Raw genomic sequence first — 16,680 nt, 5'->3', positions numbered from 1 at the left:
GAATCGTTCAGCCCATGATGTCGATGAGTCCGGGCACCCGCACTCGCGGCAGTATGCCCGAGGAGGCGAACTCTCCCCAGACCCGGCGCAGCTCGGGACCGGCGATATCGGTGGTCGCACCGTAGTCGAGGAAGGAATCGTGCCAGATCTCGCCGGGGAAGATCAGCGGCAGGTCTCCCGAATGCGCGGCGTCGAAGAAGCTGTCGTCGCCGCGGGAGACGATGAGCAGGCGGGCGCCTTGACCGCCGGACATCCGGTGGCGGTCGTAGAATTCGCGTCCGGCCCGAGTGTAGACCGCCGACGTGATTCCGGAGATGAGGGATTCGAGCATCGGGGAGGTCAGGGTGCGGTCGTGGAGGCGACGCAGTGCGGGAACGAAACCGGCGAAGAACGCCATCTCCCGTTCCGTGCGGGTCATGAGGACGTCGAATTTCGGGGCGACTTCCGCCCAGGCCTCGGCTGCCTTCGAGCGTGACGGCAAAGGGTACTGACCGTAGCGGACTCCGAAGCACATTCCGGCATGCAGACCCCCGACGAGGGCGGCCTTGTGCACCTCCTCCTGTGCGCGGAGGATCTCGTCGACGCCGGCTTCAGAGTCGATCTTCGCAGCGACTTTCCCCATCGCCCAGTTCATTGCGTCGGTGCCGCCGGCAAGCCCCAAGGGTGCTGAGGCCATGAGCACACGATGGAAGAGTCCAGCGGTGCCTTCGGCGATCATGAGGTGGGCGCAGGCGTCTGCTCCGGCGCTTTGCCCGGCGATCGTAACGTTGTCCGGGTTGCCGCCGAAGGCGGAGATGTTCTTCTGCACCCAGCGCAAGGCAGAGATCTGGTCGAGCACTCCGAGGTTGAGGTGTTCGTCTCGGCCGGTTCCGAGGTATCCGAGGACGCCGAGGCGGTAGGTCACGGAGACGACGATGATGTTCTGCTCGGCTGCCAGGGCGTGCGGATCGTAGATCTCCGCGTCCCCGGCACCGGCGACGTAGGCTCCGCCGTGGATCCAGACGAGGACGGGAAGCCCCGCCTCGGTGGTGGTGTCCTTCGGCATGGTCACGCTCACGCGCAGACAGTCTTCGCTGATGGGCAGCCCGCCGAGCTGGTCGAAGGTCATTCCGGCGTTCGGGTCGCGGCGCAGCTGCGGGCTTGCCGGGCCCGGTTGACCGCCGTCGATGAAGTCCACCGGAGGTTCATCGACGGGAGGGAGGAAACGCCCTGCACGGGCATAGCGGATGCCCCGTGCGCGGATCACGTCATCGCTGACGTAGGCGCGCACGCGTCCGCACGGGGCCGCAATGTCCCGTGTCTCCTCCATTTGGTCAGCTCACTTGCTGGGTTCGACCGGGGGTTCGGCCGACCAGGGAAAGACGATCCACTGATCGGTGCGCTTCCACACGAAGTCCGGGTCGATGATCGATGCGGACTTCGCGTAGATGACGGCCGACTGGGCTTCCGCGCCGTGTTTGCGCAGCAGTTCGAGGACGAGGGCCAGGGTGCGGCCGGAGTCGGCGACGTCATCGACGACGAGCAGCTTCTTGCCCTTGATCGCTTCGACGTCGAGCATCGGGGCGAGCAGGATGGGGTCGGGCAGGGTCTCGTGGACGTCGGTGTAGAACTCGACGTTGATGGCGTCCGAGAGCTTGAGCCCCAGCGCATAGGCCAGTGCTCCGGCGGGCAGCAGCCCACCGCGGGCTACGGCGATGACGATCTCGGGATCGTAGTCGGAATCCGCGATGGTCTGCGCCATCTCACGCGCCGATCGGCCGAACATGTCCCAGCTGAGAATCTCTTTTTCGTCGAGATCGGTCGAATCGGCGTGATAGGCCATGGATGCTCCTCGTGTCTGCCCTTTTGTGGTTCGAGCTTCAAGGATACGCTGTCGCCGGTTCAGCGCAGAAAAACCTGGAGCCCGGCCATCTCCTGCGCCTGCGATCCGGTATGGGTGGGCGGGTTCGGGTTGACCCAGTACTCCCCCGTGTGGGCATTGCGTTCGAGTAGGCGGTAGTCGATGAGTTCGCGACGCAGCAGGGCGAAGTCCGGATGGAATTCACCGAGGATGCCGTTGAGCCGTTTCTCGTCGTAGACCTGGTCCGGGTCGAGGGCGGCGAGGACCTCGATGAGGACGAGCACGAGGGCGCGTCGTTTCGTCGGAATGGCGACGATGTGGCCGTCCGGCATGAACGTCTTCAGTGTCTTCGCCCGAAACCGTGCGATCTCCGGGGCGATGACGGATTCGGTGCGGGAATCTCTGTTGGATCCTGGCCCCTGGTTCGCGGCGACCAGCGCGGCGCGGGCCGTGGTGTAGTTCTCACCGGTTTCGGTCATCCGCGTGCGAACGAGCTTCTTGAAATCCTTGTCCTTGGTCATGGTGTCACTTCCTCAAGCGACCAAGTCTCCCCCAGCACGAAACCTGGTCAGGAAATCACCGTGCCGGTTTCGTCCGAGGATTCTCTCCCCTTCGCCATGCGGTCGGTGTGCTGGGAACACGACCTCGGCTGGGCGTTGGAAGCGCCGAACACCAGTATAGACACAGTGGTCAGCGTTCGAAGCAGATGCCGGTTGTCAGCTCTCGAGCGCTTCGAGGTACATCCACCGTCCGGCTCTGCGGACGAAGGAGGAGTTCTCTTCGAGGACATGATCGCCGAGGTGGTCCCGGAATCGCGCACGGAAGTGCACGGTGCCGGTGGCATCGTCGATTCCCCCGCCCGTGGTGGACACGATTTCGAGGCCGAGCCACGTGGTGGCGTCATCGACGCCGACATCGTCGGGTCGGGTCTTGGCATGCCAGGTGCGTAAGAGGTGGTCTTCGTTGCCTCGGACGAAGGCGGTGTAACGGGAGCGCATCAGCGCCTCGGCGGTGGTGGGCCAGGTTTCACCGTCGAGGGCTGGGCGGCAGCAGTCGTCGTAGGCGGTGCCGGGAGGCATTCCGGAGCAGGGGCAGGTCATCTGTCGATGATAGCGGGCGTGGACAGCCGTATGCGGCGTGCGAAGATGGGGACATGACTTCACTGTTCCTGTCTGGAGACCCGAAGGCCGATGAACTCTTGGCCGAAGACCGCTTCGCTCTGCTCGTCGGAATGCTGCTCGACCAGCAGGTGACCATGGAGAGTGCCTTCGCGGGTCCGGCGAAGCTCGCTGGACGGATGGGCAAGCTCGATATCGACGAGATCGCAGAGATGAATCCGGATGATTTCCTCGATGTCTTCGCGCAGACTCCCGCGGTGCACCGGTTTCCGAAGTCGATGGCCGGACGCGTGCAGAAGCTCGCGGCAGCCATCATCGACGACTACGACGGGAATCCCGAGGCGATCTGGACTGAGGGTGATCCCAGCGGTGCTGAGGTCCTCAAACGTCTGAAGAAGCTGCCCGGTTTCGGTGATCAGAAGGCCAAGATCTTCCTGGCGCTGCTCGGCAAGCAGTTCGAACTCCAGGCCGAAGGTTGGCAGGAGGCGGCCGGTGCCTATGGTGACGCGGACGCCCGTCGTTCGATCGCCGACGTCGTCGATGACGTCACTCTGCAAGAGGTGCGTGCGTTCAAGAAGCAGCAGAAGGCCGCGGCGAAGGCCGCGAACAAGTAGCCGCAGTCGCCGAATGGTCGGTACTCCCACACACTCGGGCGTGAGTTATCCACAGATTGGACTTCGCCTGTTCTAAAAAGCGTGCCTGTCGAATAATGTAGGGAATCCGGGTGTCGGCCGACGGGGTCGCGCCGCAGTTGCAGACCACAGAGGCGTGGAATGAGAACTGGATCGTCCCGACCGTATCGTCGACCTGCCCAACTATTCGTTGCCGTTTTATCCGCGCTGAGTTTGGTCGCGGTTGTCGGCTGTGCCGACAACTCGCCGGTAGCCGCACCGACGTCGACCCTGCCCGCACAGCAGCCGGGCGGAGGGTCGACCGATAATCCCGCCGAGGTGGCCATCCCCGACTACGAAACAGACCTTGACCTCGACAAAGAGGAAAAGAAGGCCGTCGAGGGCGCCTTGGTGGCGTTGGATGAATATGTGACGACATTGAACGAGGCGTTTTCAAGCGGCGGAAAGAAAACTGAAAATATTGATGGCGCAGCAAAAGGGGAAGCGCTTGAAACCCTTAAACAGGATTCCAAGGAACTCAAGAAGAATAAAAAGCACATGGCAGGCGAGTTCCGCATTGAAGATCGAGTAATTCAAGACGTAGGTTCAGGAATAGACGAAGTCGTAGTTCTCACCTGCCTTGATAATTCCAATTTTGCAGAGGTGGGTGTTGGAGAGTCACTACCTGATCAGGAACCCGAACCACTCCGAGTCAGGTTTCTTGCTGAGCTGGATAACAGCGATTGGAAAATCGAGTCTCAGAGCTTGTGGAGTACGCCTTGCGGCAAATAGGCCTTATAGCTTCTCTACTCTGTCTGATCATGCTCAGCGGTTTTGGTCCGTCTGCCGGTGTCCAATCCGGGCCAGGATGTAGTGCACTCAGCTTAAAGAAGTGCAAAGTTGTAGAACCCCCTGCACCCCAGCCATCTCCTGGCGGGGGCGACTCCGGCGGCGGAGGCTCCGGAGGTGGCGGCTCTGGTGGAGGCGGCAACGGCAGCGGCGGCGGTGGATCCGGGGGCGGAGGTGGCGCCGGCGGAGGAGGCGGCGGACAGCCTGACTGCCCGACGGAAGAGGTCGGTTATCTGTGTGTGAGTGAGCCCGGCCCCGGTGGCGGAGGGGGCGGTGGCGGCGCTCCGGCTCGGCCCGATCCCCCGACGCACATCCCAGAATCGCAATTCCAGAATTTCGACATACCGGCTCCCACAATCTACGCCTGGCCGAAGGATTGGGCTGTCGTCGGCAAACCGGCGGCCTTCTGGACGGACATCGACGTCAGCTATATCGACATGACCCTGCTGACCTATGCCGTCAAGGTCAAAGTCACCCCAGAGCGTTTCAACTGGGACTTCGGAGACGGCTCGGGCACGACCACTAATGCGAAGGGGGCGAAGCCACTGCCCGGCGGCACACCCCAGATCGGACACGAATACCAAGAATCCGGCAAAGTATCGGCGTCGATGACCGCGACATTCAGCGGAGAATTCTCGGTCGACGGCGGCCCCTGGCTCCCCATCGACGGATTCGCTCACGTCGCCAGCAACGACATCGGCATCGAGGTCTACCGATATCACCGCTACCTTGTCGACGAAGACTGCTATTCCAATCCCCGCGGGCCGGACTGTGCCCGATCTGCCCGATGAGGCCGTGACATTCTCAGTCGGTAAGGCTCGGCCCATCGCCCGGCCATGATCTGTGAGCCCTTGACGAGAGAAACCTGAAACAATGGCCCCATGGTGTGCCGAATCAACGAGCTCCTGATCGACTCTCATTGGCCTATCGTCATCATCGGCGCGGGCCAGGCGGGACTGTCCGCCGCACATTACCTGTGGCGCGACGGCCTCGCCCCGGGCAAAGATTTCATCATCCTCGATGCCGGAGACGGACCCGGTGGTGCCTGGCGAGAACGGTGGGACTCATTGACCCTGGGCACCACCAACCACATCTCTGACCTGCCTGGGTTTCCGCTCGGACGTCCCGACCCGAACGTCCCCGCCTCGGAGGTCGTCTCCGATTACTACTCCCGCTTCGAACGCGAACTCGAACTCTGCGTCATCCGCCCGGCTGAAGTGGACACCGTCCGGTCCGAAGAGCCCGGACAGGGACGGTTCACCATCACTGCCACCATCGACGGTGAACACGTGACGCTCTCCAGCGACTACCTCATCAATGCAACCGGCACGTGGACCCAGCCTTACGTCCCCTTCGTCCCCGGCATCGCGGAGTTCGAGGGCCACCAGCTGCATACCGTGAACTTCCGTGACGTCGAGGACTTCCGGGGACTGCGCACGCTCGTCGTCGGCGGCGGAATCTCCGCCACGCAGTTTCTCCTCGAACTCGCCGAGGTGACCGACACTCTTTGGGCCACACGCCGTCCCCCGAACTTCACGTCCAGGGAATTCGACGGCCAATGGGGACTTGAGGTCGAACGAGCCGTTCGCGAACGAACTCTGTCCGGTCTGGCCCCAGCCAGCGTCGTCCGCACGACAGGACTGCCGATCCGCCGGGAGTTCGGGGAAGGAATCGACTCGGGAGTCCTGGTGTCTCGAGGCATGTTCGACCGCATCCTTCACCACGGCGTCCACTTCCCCGGACTCGGCGACACCGAGCTGCCGCCCACTTCTGAAGGCTTGGGCCCTTCGGCCAGCGACCACCTGGCAGTACCCGAATCATGGGCGCCGTTCGACGAACCCCGTGTCGAAGAGGTCGACGTGATCTTCTGGAACACCGGGTTCCGAGCGGCACTCAAACACCTTGCACCCTTGCGCTTGCGCACACCTGATGGCGGAATCTCCATGGAAACCGAGGTCGCGGTCAAGGACGATCCACGGCTGTTCCTCGTCGGCTACGGATCAGCCAGTTCCACGGTCGGCGCGACCAGGGCCGGAAGGATAGCGGCCCGAGAACTGCTCAAACGCATGTCTCGCAGTCGGCATCCTCAGCGCAAGTCCGGGGCTTTGAGCACCTGATCGCCAAAGCGGACCGTCGGCAGCATCTGTCGGAACTGGCCTCGAGCCTCTGTGTCATCGGCTTGCGCAAGCATGTCGACGCTGACCTTGAAAAGCCTGCCATCGACAGATATTCCGGCAACTGCACCGAACATCACGGAGTCCTCTTTGTCGACAGCTCGCATGTCATCGGGTGCCAGTGCGCCGTGGAAGACCCAGTACTCTCCACCGCTGAGTGATCCGGTGGACTCACTGGTCATGGACGATCCCGAGGTGCTGAACATCCTCTCCCGCGCCTTGTCCACCAATTCTTGAGGAGACGACTCGTCGTCATCGATGCAGTTGACAGTGATAATTGCGCCTGATTCGGCTTCATAGAGCCGATAGCCGTCGTAACCGGACCCATCCGCCCAGTCGGCACCCAAGGCCAAACTGACTTCCACGGGACATTGCCCACCCAGGTCGACAGTGGTCTCGCTCATCCCGTCGGGAATCGTCGGGCCGGTTCCCGTCGGCGAAGGTGACTGCCCGTCGCCGATTCCCACATTCGCCGGCTTGGACCCTGCATCTTCGGAGCTGGTGACCCGGAATGCCGAACATCCGCTGAGAGTCAGCCCCAGGGCCAGCGTCACCGCTACGAGTGGTCTGGTCATCATCGTCTGCCTTCACTCGATCGGGAGGTCCTCCACATCGTACCCAATCTTCCGGTCGTCCCCGGTCTCTGGCGCAAGCGTCGACTGGCACCTAGCCTGAACTTATGACTGAGATCCCGCTTTTCGATGACTCCGATATCAACCGTGTGCTCTGCGTGGTCGCCCACCCTGACGATATGGAATACGGGGGTTCGGCAGCCGTGTCGAAGTGGACCGATGAGGGAAAAGAAGTCGCTTATCTTCTGCTCACCCTAGAAGAAGCAGGAATTCGGGACATGAGCCCGGAGGAAGTGGCACCGCTGCGCGCCGAGGAACAGCGTCGGGCATGCAATATCGTCGGCGTCGACGATCTGGAGATCCTCGACTTCCCGGATGGTCTGCTGGAACCCACGCACGAGTTGCGTCGGGCAATCGCGCGAAAGATCCGCGAGTTCCGCCCGAATGCGGTTGTCGTGACCACCTTCGACCTCCAAGTGCAGTGGGGGCTCAATCATGTCGACCACCGCCACGCCGGAGTTGCCACCGTCGACGCTATTCGCGATGCGGACAATCCCTGGGTCTTCACCGATCTCAAGGACGAGGGGCTTGAAGCGTGGAAGGCAGATCGGCTGCTCATCAATGGTGCCCAGCCCACCCACGCCGTGGCGCTTACCGCGGAGCACGTCAACCGTGGTGTGCGATCGCTTGAGGCACACAAGGTCTATTTGGACGCCCTCGGCGATCATCCGGCGCCGAAGGATATGATCCCCAGCATCGCCACGAGCGGTGGAGAACTCGCCGGAGTCGACTATGCCCTGCCGATCACAGTCGTCGAGATGTGAGCACTTCGCCAGTTGCTCCTCGTCAGCAGCCGGCGCTCCGAACCACCTCGACCGGCGCGCTGCTGATATAGAACAACCGGGCGGGACGCGTGTGCGTCCCGCCCGGTTCGTACTTCGCCGGTCTGCCATCGGCCCGCGGAGAGGTCAGGCTCCCAGAGCCGCGATTGCCGAATCGTAGTCTGGTTCGGTCGTGATCTCGTCGACGAGCTGCGTGTACGTTACGGTGCCCTTCTCATCGAGGACGACGACGGACCGTGCAAGCAGACCGGCGAGCGGGCCATCGACCATGGTCACGCCGAAATCCTTGCCGAACGAGCTGCGGAATCCCGATGCCATGACGACGTTCTCAATGCCTTCGGCACCGCAGAAGCGAGCCTGGGCGAACGGAAGGTCGTTGGACACGCAGAGAACGGTGGTGTTCTCCAGACCCGCGGCGAGTTCGTTGAACTTGCGCACCGAGGCGGCGCACACGCCCGTATCGAGGCTGGGGAAGATGTTGAGCACGACGCGCTTGCCCGAGTGGTCCTGGGAGTTCACATCGCCGAGGTCGCTGCCGACGAGGCTGAATGCCGGAGACTGCTCGCCCTTGGCTGGCAGTTCGCCGACGGTCTTGACCGGAGATCCCTGAAATGCTGTGTTGGCCATGCTTGACTCTCTCCTTCTTCGAAGCTGACTGCTGTCGCTCTCACTCTACGTGAGTTGCCGCCGAGGCGAACCCGATCACCATGGACCGGGCGCTCGACCGCCCTTCGATCAGCTGAGTGCCGGTTTACCGATGCTCACGCCCCAGAGGAATCGGCGCCGCCGGCCTCATCCTTCGATGATGCAGATTTCGCCTCGACGACGATGAGGATGACGACAACAGCAGCGCCAAGGACCGCAAGCAGGATCGGACCGAGTACCGGATCGACGGGAGCAAGCAGGCCGCCCGCTCCGTGTTCTTCGCCGTCGGCGCCCACCTCTGCAGATGACTGCCACGGCCAGAGCGCGCGGAGGGAACCGAACATCAGTCCTGCCATGACGATGAGGGCCCACCACCGGTGGTTGTGCAGGAAATATTTCAGGATGTTGACAAAGACCGCCAGGCCGAGGATCGCGCCGAGCATGAAGATTCCGAGGTACCCGAAATCGCGGGAGTCGACGGCCCGCAGAGTGGTCGAGTACATACCCACTGCCAGCAGGAAGAACGATCCGGACACTCCTGGCACCACAAGTGCGCAGATGGCGATCGAGGCGACGAAGAAGACGGCGATGAGCGGTGGATTCTCCACGTCTGCCCCACCTGCCAGACTCGTCATCCAGAACGCGAGAGCGGCGGCGGCGATGAACGCCAGAACGCCGAGGAGCACGGGCTGCCGTGAGGAACGGGCCGGCAACATCCTCAACGGCACCGCGATGCTGGCGGCGACAAGACCGAAGAACAGACCCCGCGAGAGTTCGGGTTTGCTGGTGACGAAGCCTTCCATGACACCGGCGATGGTGATCACTGCCGCGGCCATACCCAACAGAACAGGGATGACGAGGAACCAGTCGGTGCGCCGCAGTTCTGCCAGTGCTCCGCTGACACGCTTGGGGCCGGTCACCAAGGTCTTCGCCGCGGCAACGACGTGCGCTGCGGAATCGATCAGTTGGTCGTAGACTCCGGTGACCAAGGCGATAGTGCCTCCGGAGACCCCGGGGACGAGTTCGGCACTGCCGATGAGGAAGCCGCGGATCAGGTCGAGCGGGAGGAGCGCTTTGGATCTCTTCGGCGCAGTGTCGGTATCGGTCGGCAGGGAGTTCGTCATACCTTCCAGCCTATTTGATCCACCCCGTGCAGATGAGTCGCGACTCAGTCGCCGATCTCACCATCGGTGTCTTCGCGCAGGATGTCCGCATGACCTGCGTGACGAGCGTACTCTTCGATGAGATGGATGAGGATCCACCGGACGTTGAACTTCTCTCCGTCACGGTCTCCTCGTTCGGTGAGCGTGTCAAGGTCGGCCACCTCGGCGAGGATTTCACGGGACTTCTCACAGGCCTGCTCGTGGTCAGCTAGGAGCTCGTCTGCGGTCATCCCTGACGCAGACTCGAAGTCCCAATCACGGTCGCTGTTCCAATCGACGCTCGACCACGGCTCCCCCAGCTCTCTGCCCTGCAGCACTTCGACGAACCAGCTCTCCTCGACGAGCGTGAGATGGCGGAGGATGCCGCCGATCGTCAGAGACGATGAGGCCACGGTGTGGTCGAGCTGCTCGGGCGTCAGCCCATCGACCTTGCGTCTGACCACCTGTCGGAAGTACTCGACGAATTCTTCGAGCCCACGACGTTCGTTCGGGGAGTTGCTCGGATCGGTCAATGGCAGGGTCATGCTGAGCCTCTCTGACCATGCAGACGGCCTGATGTTCGAACCAGGTGTGTGAGGCTCAGTCTAGTTTTCGCCGACCGATGTCGAAGAGATTTCCTTCGGGATCTTTCAGAGTCGTCCATTCGATCCCATATTCGTCGAAAGACGCGAGCTTATGTGCGCCCAAGGAGACTGCGCGGTCGACGTCCGCCGGATAGTGCGGATCGTCGAGGTCGATGTGCAGCGGGTTCTTCCCCTCTGCCCGTTCGTCGACCTTGAGGAAGAGCATTCCCGGGGTCGGTGACTCGCTGTTGTGAACTCCCCCGATGCTCGCAACGAACTCGTTGGCGCCGGGATCGATGTCGGCACCGAGGAGGTCTGCCCAGAAGATCGATTGTGCTTCCACATCGAGGCAGTCGAAGGTGATGCTCAAAGATGCCAGCGACGCCATGAGCGCGGTCCTTTCGCAGTCGGATAGGTGCTGACCCGACTCTAGAGCACCCCACAGACATGACAAGTCGAAGGCGTCATGGTCGGTTATCCGCCGTCATCGTCGCGTCACCCGCGGGGCTGGCGCGCCAACTGCCGCGACTGAGCGACGAGGCGACCGGCCGAGTCCCACAGTTCACAGTCCTCTTCGAACATTCCGCCGGCGATGTTCCGAGTGGACAGTCGCGCGCTGATCCAGCCGGGAGCGGGCAGGGCGCGGACGTGTGCGGTCAGTTCCATCGTCGGCGCCCAGTTGAAGCGACCGAGGTCGAACATCACCGGCGGAAACGAGTCGAGGAAAGTCAGCAATGACAGCGGGTCCGGGTCGGTCCCGTCGACGAACCGAATCCAGCCCTGCAACACCCCGCGACCGCTGGGTTTGCCGACCGCGAATCCTGCGGTGGCCGGGTCGAGGCGCATATCGAACCGTTCGATGAGCGGCGCCGCCTTCTTGAAGTCCTCGCTGGCTTCGGCGACACCGACGCATTCTTCCGGTGGGGGCAGCTGGGGCGGCGTGGCTGTCGTGCCGACATCATCGGGAAGCTCGCCGAGGTTGCCCATCGTGGCCATTGCCGAGATCGTCGGTGCCCCGTTCTGGGAGAGTTCGATGCCGTAGCTCGCCGTCGATCGACCTTCGCGCAGTGTGCGCGTGGTGATGTCGACCAGACCTTCTCTGCTCGGTCCGAGATAGAAGGTGGAGATGACGAGGGGATCCGGGGTGTTCGGATTGACGGTGCGCAGGGCTTGACCGGCGACTCCGAGAAGGTAGCCTCCGTTGACGGCTCCGGCGACTTTCCAGCCCGCGTCGAGTTCGGCGGTGAAGCTGTGGTCGCCTTGCCGGGTGACTGCGGTGGCCTGTGAGAACTCACTGACGGTCGATTGACTCATATCACATACAGTACCAACAACTGAACGAACGTCCAGCCAGATTCAATGCCGACCAGACTGTTGTTCGTTGCCGTGGCGATAGTTTCCGGTCGCCCGTGTCAACAGGTGCCGGTCGGTGTCGTCATCTCGGCCGAGCTCGGGGATGAGCGCGGCAGCCTTCTTTCCGCCGAGCTCCATGACGGTACGGCCGCCTCGGCGAATGAGGAGGATGCCGGCTTCGGTGACCTGGTAGTCGACTGGATCGTCTTCAAGGCTCACTGTTTTGACTCCTTCGTCAATTGGCTCGGGACTAATCAACTTCGACTGTGATTCAAGTATAGAAAAGGTGCCCCTGACCAGCTGGTCAGGGGCACCTTTCCTCATTCGGTCAACGAGTGACCGTCAGAGTGTGCTTCAGTTGTTCTTCTTGCGACGCATGGTCAGAACAACAGCGGCTCCACCGACGAGGAGCAGTCCGGCTCCGGCAGCCAAGCCGGTCAGCTCGGCACCGGTGCGAGGCAGATCAGATCCGCCGCCGTCACCGTTTCCATCATCGTTGCCGTTGTCGTCACCATCGTTGCCGCCGCCGTTGCCGTCTTCGTCGGCAACAACCTGGAAGGAGCCGGTGAGGGCTTCTTCGTCTTCGGTGTCATTGGCGCCGGTGACCTGAACGTCGTACTTACCGAGGTAGGCCTCGGGGTTCGAAGCGCTGGTGCCGTAGATCGAGAATCCGACGACTCCCTCAGCGTTGGCGGTCTGCGTCATCTCATAGTCCTTGACGCCTTCAGGCCCGTCGACAACCTTGAGGGTCACTTTCTCTCCCTCTTCGAAGCCTTCAGCCGTGATCTGCACGCCCTTGTCTTCCTTCACGAAGTCCGAAGCAGCGACCTCCTTCGGCTCGACGGTCAGCTTGCGCTCGGCTTCGGCAGCCTGGACAGTCACCGTGAAGCTGGTTGCTTCCGAGGTCTGTCCGTTAGCGGTAACCGTGGCAGAGTAGGCGTATTCGCCAGCCTCGGCAGGAGCCTCGGTGGAGAAGTTTCCGTCAGCATCGGTCTTGACCGTGACGCTGCCCTCAGCCGGTGCGGCCTGAGCCTGAGCGGAACCTGCCTGGGCATCGCCAGCGGCCTTCCAGGTCAGCTTCACTTCAGCGTTCGGAGCGGCCTTACCGGTGATCTTTCCGCCTTCAACGACGGTCTGGTCTCCAACCTTGGGAGCTTCCGGCTTCTCGTCGCCGTCAGCGTCGGAATCGGCCTTGTCATCCTTACCGTCGGCGGCAGCGGATGCATCGGCGTTGTCGCCATCAGCGGCTGCGGAAGCGTCTGACTCTGCTCCGTCTGCGTCGGCCGAAGCTTCAGCGTCGTCGCCTTCCGCAGCGGACGAAGCATCAGCTTCCTTGGCGTCGGCGTCAGCGTTGTCGGAAGCGTTTGCGTCGTCGCCCTCGGCCGCGGCGGAAGCATCTGCGTCCTCACCGTCGGCAGCGGCCGAAGCATCTGCATCTTCACCGTCAGCAGCAGCCGACGCGTCAGCCTCTGCCTCATCATCACCCGGAGGCTCCTCGTTCGGGTCCTCGAACGAAATCGACTGGCCGGACTTCTCGAGCGAATAGTCGAGGTCGGCAATCCAGCTGAAGTCGACTTCATTGCCGTCCTCGTCCTCTGTGGGGCCGCCACCGGAGATGACGCCGACTGCAGTCTCACCCTGGAATACACTGCCACCGGAATCTCCGGGCGCGGAGAACGGATCACCCTTCGGCGCCTTGACGCCGAAGCCGTGGACGAAGCGTCCGCTGACATTGACGAAGTCGAATTGCTCGTTGTAGGCAGTCCAAGTCTCGTTCTCAGTCAGCCCGGTGGTTCGGCCGGCCTTCTGAACGGTGCCTTCACTATGAGCGCCGACCTTGGTGATATCGGTAGCGAGCTTCGCAGCGAGATCGTCGTCTCCGGCGGTCGACCAGTCGGTTACACCCGTCTTGACGTTGTACTTCGAAGCATCGACATTGATGATCGCGAAGTCGATATCGTCCTCATTGGGCTGAGCATTTGAACCCGGAGGAACGAGTTCTCCACCGAACTTGTTATAGCCCCATGTGCCGATGGCACCGAGCCCCGTCTGCTTGAATCCCTTTCCGCCTACCGCAGGGGCAGTGGAAGGCTGTTCGGTTTCGTCGACAGTCGTGTCGCCTTCGAACTCGAAAGTATCCTCATTGATGATCTTGGCGCAGTGGCCAGCGGTCAGAACGATCGGCTTTCCATCAGCATCCCAGCCTGAGAACCCGGTCGAGCAGGCGCCGCCGGGTCCGCCATCCTGGAGAAGGTAACCCGCTCCGCCAACCAAGTCGTTGCCGGCATAGGCCTTCAGCTCTTTGACTCCCTCAACGACCTTGACGTTCGAGAAATCCTGCTCAAGCTTCTTGGTAGTCTTGTCGGCCTTTTCAACACCGATGGTGAGCTTGCCGTTCTTGGCGCCGTATGCGTTGACACCGGACGCCTTGTCCAGAGTCTTCTGCACAGCCGCATCGCTCTGCACATTCAGCTTCTGCGGACCGTTGTCAGCGACGGCCGGAGAAGCAGCGAACGCTCCGCCCAGGCCGAGCGCCGTTGCCGCCGTGAGCGCCAGCGAACTCTGTACGAGTTTCTTCTGCATAAGTTGTTGTCTCTCTGTTCTGAGGGATCAATGTCACAAGTTGATGACCTAAGTCACGATAAGGTTACGGGCCGCACTCAGGAACTACCAAAAAAGTACGTCCAAAACTGTGAACTTAATGACCGAAACTTCAGCAGATGTACAAAGTGACTTGCCGGCATCTTCCGGGAGACCGCCGCCATGAATAGACGGTGCCCCCGGTCAGAAGACCGGGGGCACCGTCGGTGAGTTCAGCAGACCGTCAGACGGTCGGCTTCACATCACTCAGTTGTTGTTCTTGCGACGCATCGTCAAAACGACCGCGGTTCCGCCCACGAGGAGCAGTCCGGCTCCGGCAGCAAGGCCGGTCAGCTCGGCACCGGTGCGAGGCAAATCAGAACCGCCGTCACCGTTTCCGTCATCGTCGTTTCCGTCGCCGGCTCCGCCGTCGGCATTGCCGCCGTCGTTGTTGCCGTCATCGTCTCCGCCGGATCCGCCGCCGGAACCGTCTTCGTCAGCGACTACCTCGAACGTACCGGTCAGTGCCGACTCGTCCTCGGTGTCGTTGGCGCCGGTGACCTCGACGTCGTACTTACCGAGGTAGGCCTCGGCGTTCTCGGCGCTGGTGCCGTAGATCGAGAATGCGGCGGCACCGTTCTCATTGGCGGTCTCGTCCAGCTTGATGCCCTCGACGCCTTCAGGCCCGTTGGCAACTTCGAGGTTGACCTTCTCGCCCTCGTCGAAGCCCTTGACCGTGATCGTCACGCCCTTGTCTTCCTTCACGAAGTCGGAAGCAGCGATCTCTTTGGGGTCGACGCTGATCTCACGCCCGACGGGAGCAGGGGTCTCGGACTCGTCCTTCTCAACGGTCACGTCGAATTCGGTCGTCTTGGACTCCTGTCCATCGACGGTTGCAGTCGCAGTGAAGTTGTAGTCGCCTTCGGCCTTGGGGCCCTCGACGGAGAAGTTTCCGTCCTTGTCAGCCGTGACGGTCTCAGAACCGTTCTCGGCTGCCTGAGCACCTTCAGCGGGTTCCCACTTGACCTCGACCTTGGCGCCAGCCTCGGCCTTGCCCTGGACCTTGCCCTCAGGCTCGATGGTCTGGTCTTCGGCCTTCGGAGCGGCAGGTGCCTCAGGGGTCTCCTCGCCCGGCTTCTTGAGGTTGAAGTCCGTGCCGGACTCCTCGAGCGAGTGGTCCAGGTCGGCAACCCAGGTGAACGAGGTGTTCGCATCGAGGTCGCCGCCGCCGGAGATGACACCCACGGCGGTGTTGCCCTGGTAGACGCCGCCGCCGGAGTCGCCCGGCTGCGAGAAGGGCTTGTCGATCGGAGCAGTCACACCGAATCCGTGGACCCAACGACCGCCGACATTCTGGTAATCGAAGTCGTACTCCGAGCGGGGCAGAACCTTGCCCTCGGTCTTACCGGTGGTACGACCGGACTTGCTGATAGCGCCGTCCTTGTGCGCACCGACCTCGGTGATCTCGGTGGTCGACTTGGCCAGATCGTCCGAATCGGCGGTCGACCAGTCGGTGATGCCGTTCTTGACGTTGTACTTCGACTCGTCGACGTTGATGACTGCGAAGTCGATGTCGGACTCGCTGGGCTCAGGCCACTTGTTCTGGTCGGCGCCTTCGAGGAGGTCGCCGCCGAAGTTGTGGAAGCCCCACTTGCCGATGACGCCGCTGCCGGAGGCCTGGAAGCCTTCGCCGCCGTTGGCCTCGGAGATCGAGGGCTTCTCGGTCTGGTCGACCGTGGTGTCGCCGTCGAACTCGTTTGTCTGCTCGTTGATGATCTTCGAGCAGTGACCGGCGGTGAGGACGACGGGCTTGCCGTCTCCATCCCAGCCGGAGAAGCCGGTCGAGCAGGCTCCGCCGCTCTCGCCTGCCTTGACCAGGTAGCCGGCACCGCCGACAAGGTCATTCTTCGCGTAGGGCTTCAGTTCCTTGACGCCCTCGGTGACCTTGATGTTCTGGTACTTCTCTTCGAGCTTCTTGACATCATCGGTCTTCTTGGCAACGCCGATGCTGAGCTCGCTGCCGTCGGTGCCGTAGGCGTTGACGCCTTCGATACCAGAAAGTGCCTTCTGGACGTGGGCTTCACTCTGGAGGTCCAGCTTCTGCGGGGCGTTGTCAGCCATCGCCGGTGAGGCGACGAGCGCGCCGCTCAGGCTCAGCGCCGCAGCGGCACTGATTGCCAGCGAACTCTGCACGAGTTTCTTCTGCATAAGGTTGATTCCCTTGATCGTTGTCGATGCTTCGATTGCCCGACCCCGTCAACGGACTTCGCGCCGATTCGGCGGTTCGCGTCTCCGGTGTCAGATTTCCAACCGTGTGAAAGGTTACGGTTTGATCACGACGCAATGCAAAAGCCATCAATGTCGCAGGTG

At 62.2% G+C, this 16,680-nt stretch carries 18 protein-coding genes; 5 read left to right on the top strand and 13 right to left on the bottom strand.

The window, feature by feature from the left end:
• Positions 1–7: 7 nt before the first annotated feature.
• The 4 genes from BI49514_RS05200 to BI49514_RS05185 form a co-directional block, all read right to left on the bottom strand.
• Complete coding sequence (locus BI49514_RS05200; RefSeq protein WP_101544868.1) at positions 8–1,309, bottom strand: carboxylesterase family protein; 1,302 nt, start codon at positions 1,307–1,309, stop codon at positions 8–10.
• Between the two features lie 9 nt (positions 1,310–1,318).
• Positions 1,319–1,822, bottom strand: a complete 504-nt coding sequence (locus BI49514_RS05195; RefSeq protein ID WP_101544866.1) for a phosphoribosyltransferase — start codon at positions 1,820–1,822, stop codon at positions 1,319–1,321.
• A 59-nt stretch (positions 1,823–1,881) separates the two neighbouring features.
• On the bottom strand, positions 1,882–2,361 hold the full coding sequence (locus tag BI49514_RS05190; protein ID WP_101544865.1) for a DUF2087 domain-containing protein: 480 nt from the start codon (positions 2,359–2,361) through the stop codon (positions 1,882–1,884).
• 195 nt (positions 2,362–2,556) lie between these two features.
• Positions 2,557–2,940: a YchJ family protein gene (locus BI49514_RS05185; RefSeq protein ID WP_244195074.1), complete on the bottom strand. Its 384-nt coding sequence runs from the start codon at positions 2,938–2,940 to the stop codon at positions 2,557–2,559.
• A 53-nt stretch (positions 2,941–2,993) separates the two neighbouring features.
• On the opposite strand from BI49514_RS05185, the gene BI49514_RS05180 reads away from it, so the two are divergent.
• From BI49514_RS05180 to BI49514_RS05165, 4 genes are all read left to right on the top strand, one after another.
• Positions 2,994–3,572, top strand: a complete 579-nt coding sequence (locus BI49514_RS05180) for an HhH-GPD-type base excision DNA repair protein (RefSeq protein WP_101544861.1) — start codon at positions 2,994–2,996, stop codon at positions 3,570–3,572.
• A gap of 159 nt (positions 3,573–3,731) precedes the next feature.
• Positions 3,732–4,361 carry a hypothetical protein gene (locus tag BI49514_RS16300; protein WP_145996183.1) on the top strand — a complete coding sequence of 210 codons (630 nt, stop codon included), beginning with the start codon at positions 3,732–3,734 and terminating at the stop codon, positions 4,359–4,361.
• Between the two features lie 296 nt (positions 4,362–4,657).
• Positions 4,658–5,209 carry a hypothetical protein gene (locus BI49514_RS05170; protein WP_101544860.1) on the top strand — a complete coding sequence of 184 codons (552 nt, stop codon included), beginning with the start codon at positions 4,658–4,660 and terminating at the stop codon, positions 5,207–5,209.
• A 90-nt stretch (positions 5,210–5,299) separates the two neighbouring features.
• Positions 5,300–6,535: an NAD(P)-binding domain-containing protein gene (locus tag BI49514_RS05165; protein ID WP_101544859.1), complete on the top strand. Its 1,236-nt coding sequence runs from the start codon at positions 5,300–5,302 to the stop codon at positions 6,533–6,535.
• On the opposite strand, the gene BI49514_RS16500 is transcribed toward BI49514_RS05165, so the two are convergent.
• The gene (locus BI49514_RS16500) at positions 6,505–7,167 is read right to left on the bottom strand and encodes a hypothetical protein (protein ID WP_167443939.1); all 663 of its coding nucleotides are present in this window, start codon (positions 7,165–7,167) and stop codon (positions 6,505–6,507) included. The genes BI49514_RS05165 and BI49514_RS16500 overlap by 31 nt on opposite strands.
• A 104-nt stretch (positions 7,168–7,271) precedes the next feature.
• Here BI49514_RS16500 and BI49514_RS05155 point away from each other — a divergent pair, with 104 nt between their 5' ends.
• Entirely contained in the window at positions 7,272–7,988 is a 717-nt protein-coding gene (locus BI49514_RS05155; protein ID WP_101544856.1) for a PIG-L deacetylase family protein, read from the top strand.
• Positions 7,989–8,132: 144 nt separating this feature from the next.
• Here the strand turns inward: BI49514_RS05155 and tpx are convergent, their stop codons facing one another.
• From tpx to BI49514_RS05115, 8 genes are all read right to left on the bottom strand, one after another.
• Complete coding sequence (gene tpx, locus BI49514_RS05150; RefSeq protein WP_101544855.1) at positions 8,133–8,633, bottom strand: thiol peroxidase; 501 nt, start codon at positions 8,631–8,633, stop codon at positions 8,133–8,135.
• Between the two features lie 134 nt (positions 8,634–8,767).
• On the bottom strand, positions 8,768–9,775 hold the full coding sequence (locus BI49514_RS05145) for a DUF368 domain-containing protein (protein WP_101544853.1): 1,008 nt from the start codon (positions 9,773–9,775) through the stop codon (positions 8,768–8,770).
• Between the two features lie 44 nt (positions 9,776–9,819).
• Positions 9,820–10,338: a DinB family protein gene (locus BI49514_RS05140; protein WP_101544851.1), complete on the bottom strand. Its 519-nt coding sequence runs from the start codon at positions 10,336–10,338 to the stop codon at positions 9,820–9,822.
• 55 nt (positions 10,339–10,393) lie between these two features.
• A complete protein-coding gene (locus BI49514_RS05135) occupies positions 10,394–10,765 on the bottom strand; it encodes a VOC family protein (RefSeq protein ID WP_101544850.1) in 372 nt (123 codons plus the stop codon).
• A 107-nt stretch (positions 10,766–10,872) separates the two neighbouring features.
• Positions 10,873–11,691: a thioesterase family protein gene (locus BI49514_RS05130; RefSeq protein ID WP_101544848.1), complete on the bottom strand. Its 819-nt coding sequence runs from the start codon at positions 11,689–11,691 to the stop codon at positions 10,873–10,875.
• A 42-nt stretch (positions 11,692–11,733) separates the two neighbouring features.
• A complete protein-coding gene (locus BI49514_RS05125; RefSeq protein ID WP_101544847.1) occupies positions 11,734–11,949 on the bottom strand; it encodes a hypothetical protein in 216 nt (71 codons plus the stop codon).
• Positions 11,950–12,084: 135 nt separating this feature from the next.
• Complete coding sequence (locus BI49514_RS05120) at positions 12,085–14,313, bottom strand: S1 family peptidase (RefSeq protein WP_101544845.1); 2,229 nt, start codon at positions 14,311–14,313, stop codon at positions 12,085–12,087.
• A 264-nt stretch (positions 14,314–14,577) separates the two neighbouring features.
• Positions 14,578–16,518, bottom strand: coding sequence for a S1 family peptidase (locus BI49514_RS05115; RefSeq protein ID WP_101544843.1), 1,941 nt, complete (start codon positions 16,516–16,518; stop codon positions 14,578–14,580).
• Between the last annotated feature and the right edge of the window lie 162 nt (positions 16,519–16,680).

This window comes from Brevibacterium iodinum ATCC 49514 (assembly GCF_900169265.1).
Classification (GTDB): domain Bacteria; phylum Actinomycetota; class Actinomycetes; order Actinomycetales; family Brevibacteriaceae; genus Brevibacterium; species Brevibacterium iodinum.
Note: the sequence above shows the minus strand (reverse complement) of the source record. Positions and strands in the feature narration are given on the sequence as shown.

Excerpts from the sequence above, each read along its gene's own strand:
- BI49514_RS05200 (WP_101544868.1), bottom strand. The coding sequence starts at position 1,309 with ATGGAGGAGACACGGGACATTGCGGCCCCGTGCGGACGCGTGCGCGCC.
- BI49514_RS05195 (WP_101544866.1), bottom strand. The coding sequence starts at position 1,822 with ATGGCCTATCACGCCGATTCGACCGATCTCGACGAAAAAGAGATTCTC.
- BI49514_RS05190 (WP_101544865.1), bottom strand. The coding sequence starts at position 2,361 with ATGACCAAGGACAAGGATTTCAAGAAGCTCGTTCGCACGCGGATGACC.
- BI49514_RS05185 (WP_244195074.1), bottom strand. The coding sequence starts at position 2,940 with ATGACCTGCCCCTGCTCCGGAATGCCTCCCGGCACCGCCTACGACGAC.
- BI49514_RS05180 (WP_101544861.1), top strand. The coding sequence starts at position 2,994 with ATGACTTCACTGTTCCTGTCTGGAGACCCGAAGGCCGATGAACTCTTG.
- BI49514_RS16300 (WP_145996183.1), top strand. The coding sequence starts at position 3,732 with ATGAGAACTGGATCGTCCCGACCGTATCGTCGACCTGCCCAACTATTC.
- BI49514_RS05165 (WP_101544859.1), top strand. The coding sequence starts at position 5,300 with ATGGTGTGCCGAATCAACGAGCTCCTGATCGACTCTCATTGGCCTATC.
- BI49514_RS16500 (WP_167443939.1), bottom strand. The coding sequence starts at position 7,167 with ATGACCAGACCACTCGTAGCGGTGACGCTGGCCCTGGGGCTGACTCTC.
- BI49514_RS05155 (WP_101544856.1), top strand. The coding sequence starts at position 7,272 with ATGACTGAGATCCCGCTTTTCGATGACTCCGATATCAACCGTGTGCTC.
- tpx (WP_101544855.1), bottom strand. The coding sequence starts at position 8,633 with ATGGCCAACACAGCATTTCAGGGATCTCCGGTCAAGACCGTCGGCGAA.
- BI49514_RS05145 (WP_101544853.1), bottom strand. The coding sequence starts at position 9,775 with ATGACGAACTCCCTGCCGACCGATACCGACACTGCGCCGAAGAGATCC.
- BI49514_RS05140 (WP_101544851.1), bottom strand. The coding sequence starts at position 10,338 with ATGACCCTGCCATTGACCGATCCGAGCAACTCCCCGAACGAACGTCGT.
- BI49514_RS05135 (WP_101544850.1), bottom strand. The coding sequence starts at position 10,765 with ATGGCGTCGCTGGCATCTTTGAGCATCACCTTCGACTGCCTCGATGTG.
- BI49514_RS05130 (WP_101544848.1), bottom strand. The coding sequence starts at position 11,691 with ATGAGTCAATCGACCGTCAGTGAGTTCTCACAGGCCACCGCAGTCACC.
- BI49514_RS05120 (WP_101544845.1), bottom strand. The coding sequence starts at position 14,313 with ATGCAGAAGAAACTCGTACAGAGTTCGCTGGCGCTCACGGCGGCAACG.
- BI49514_RS05115 (WP_101544843.1), bottom strand. The coding sequence starts at position 16,518 with ATGCAGAAGAAACTCGTGCAGAGTTCGCTGGCAATCAGTGCCGCTGCG.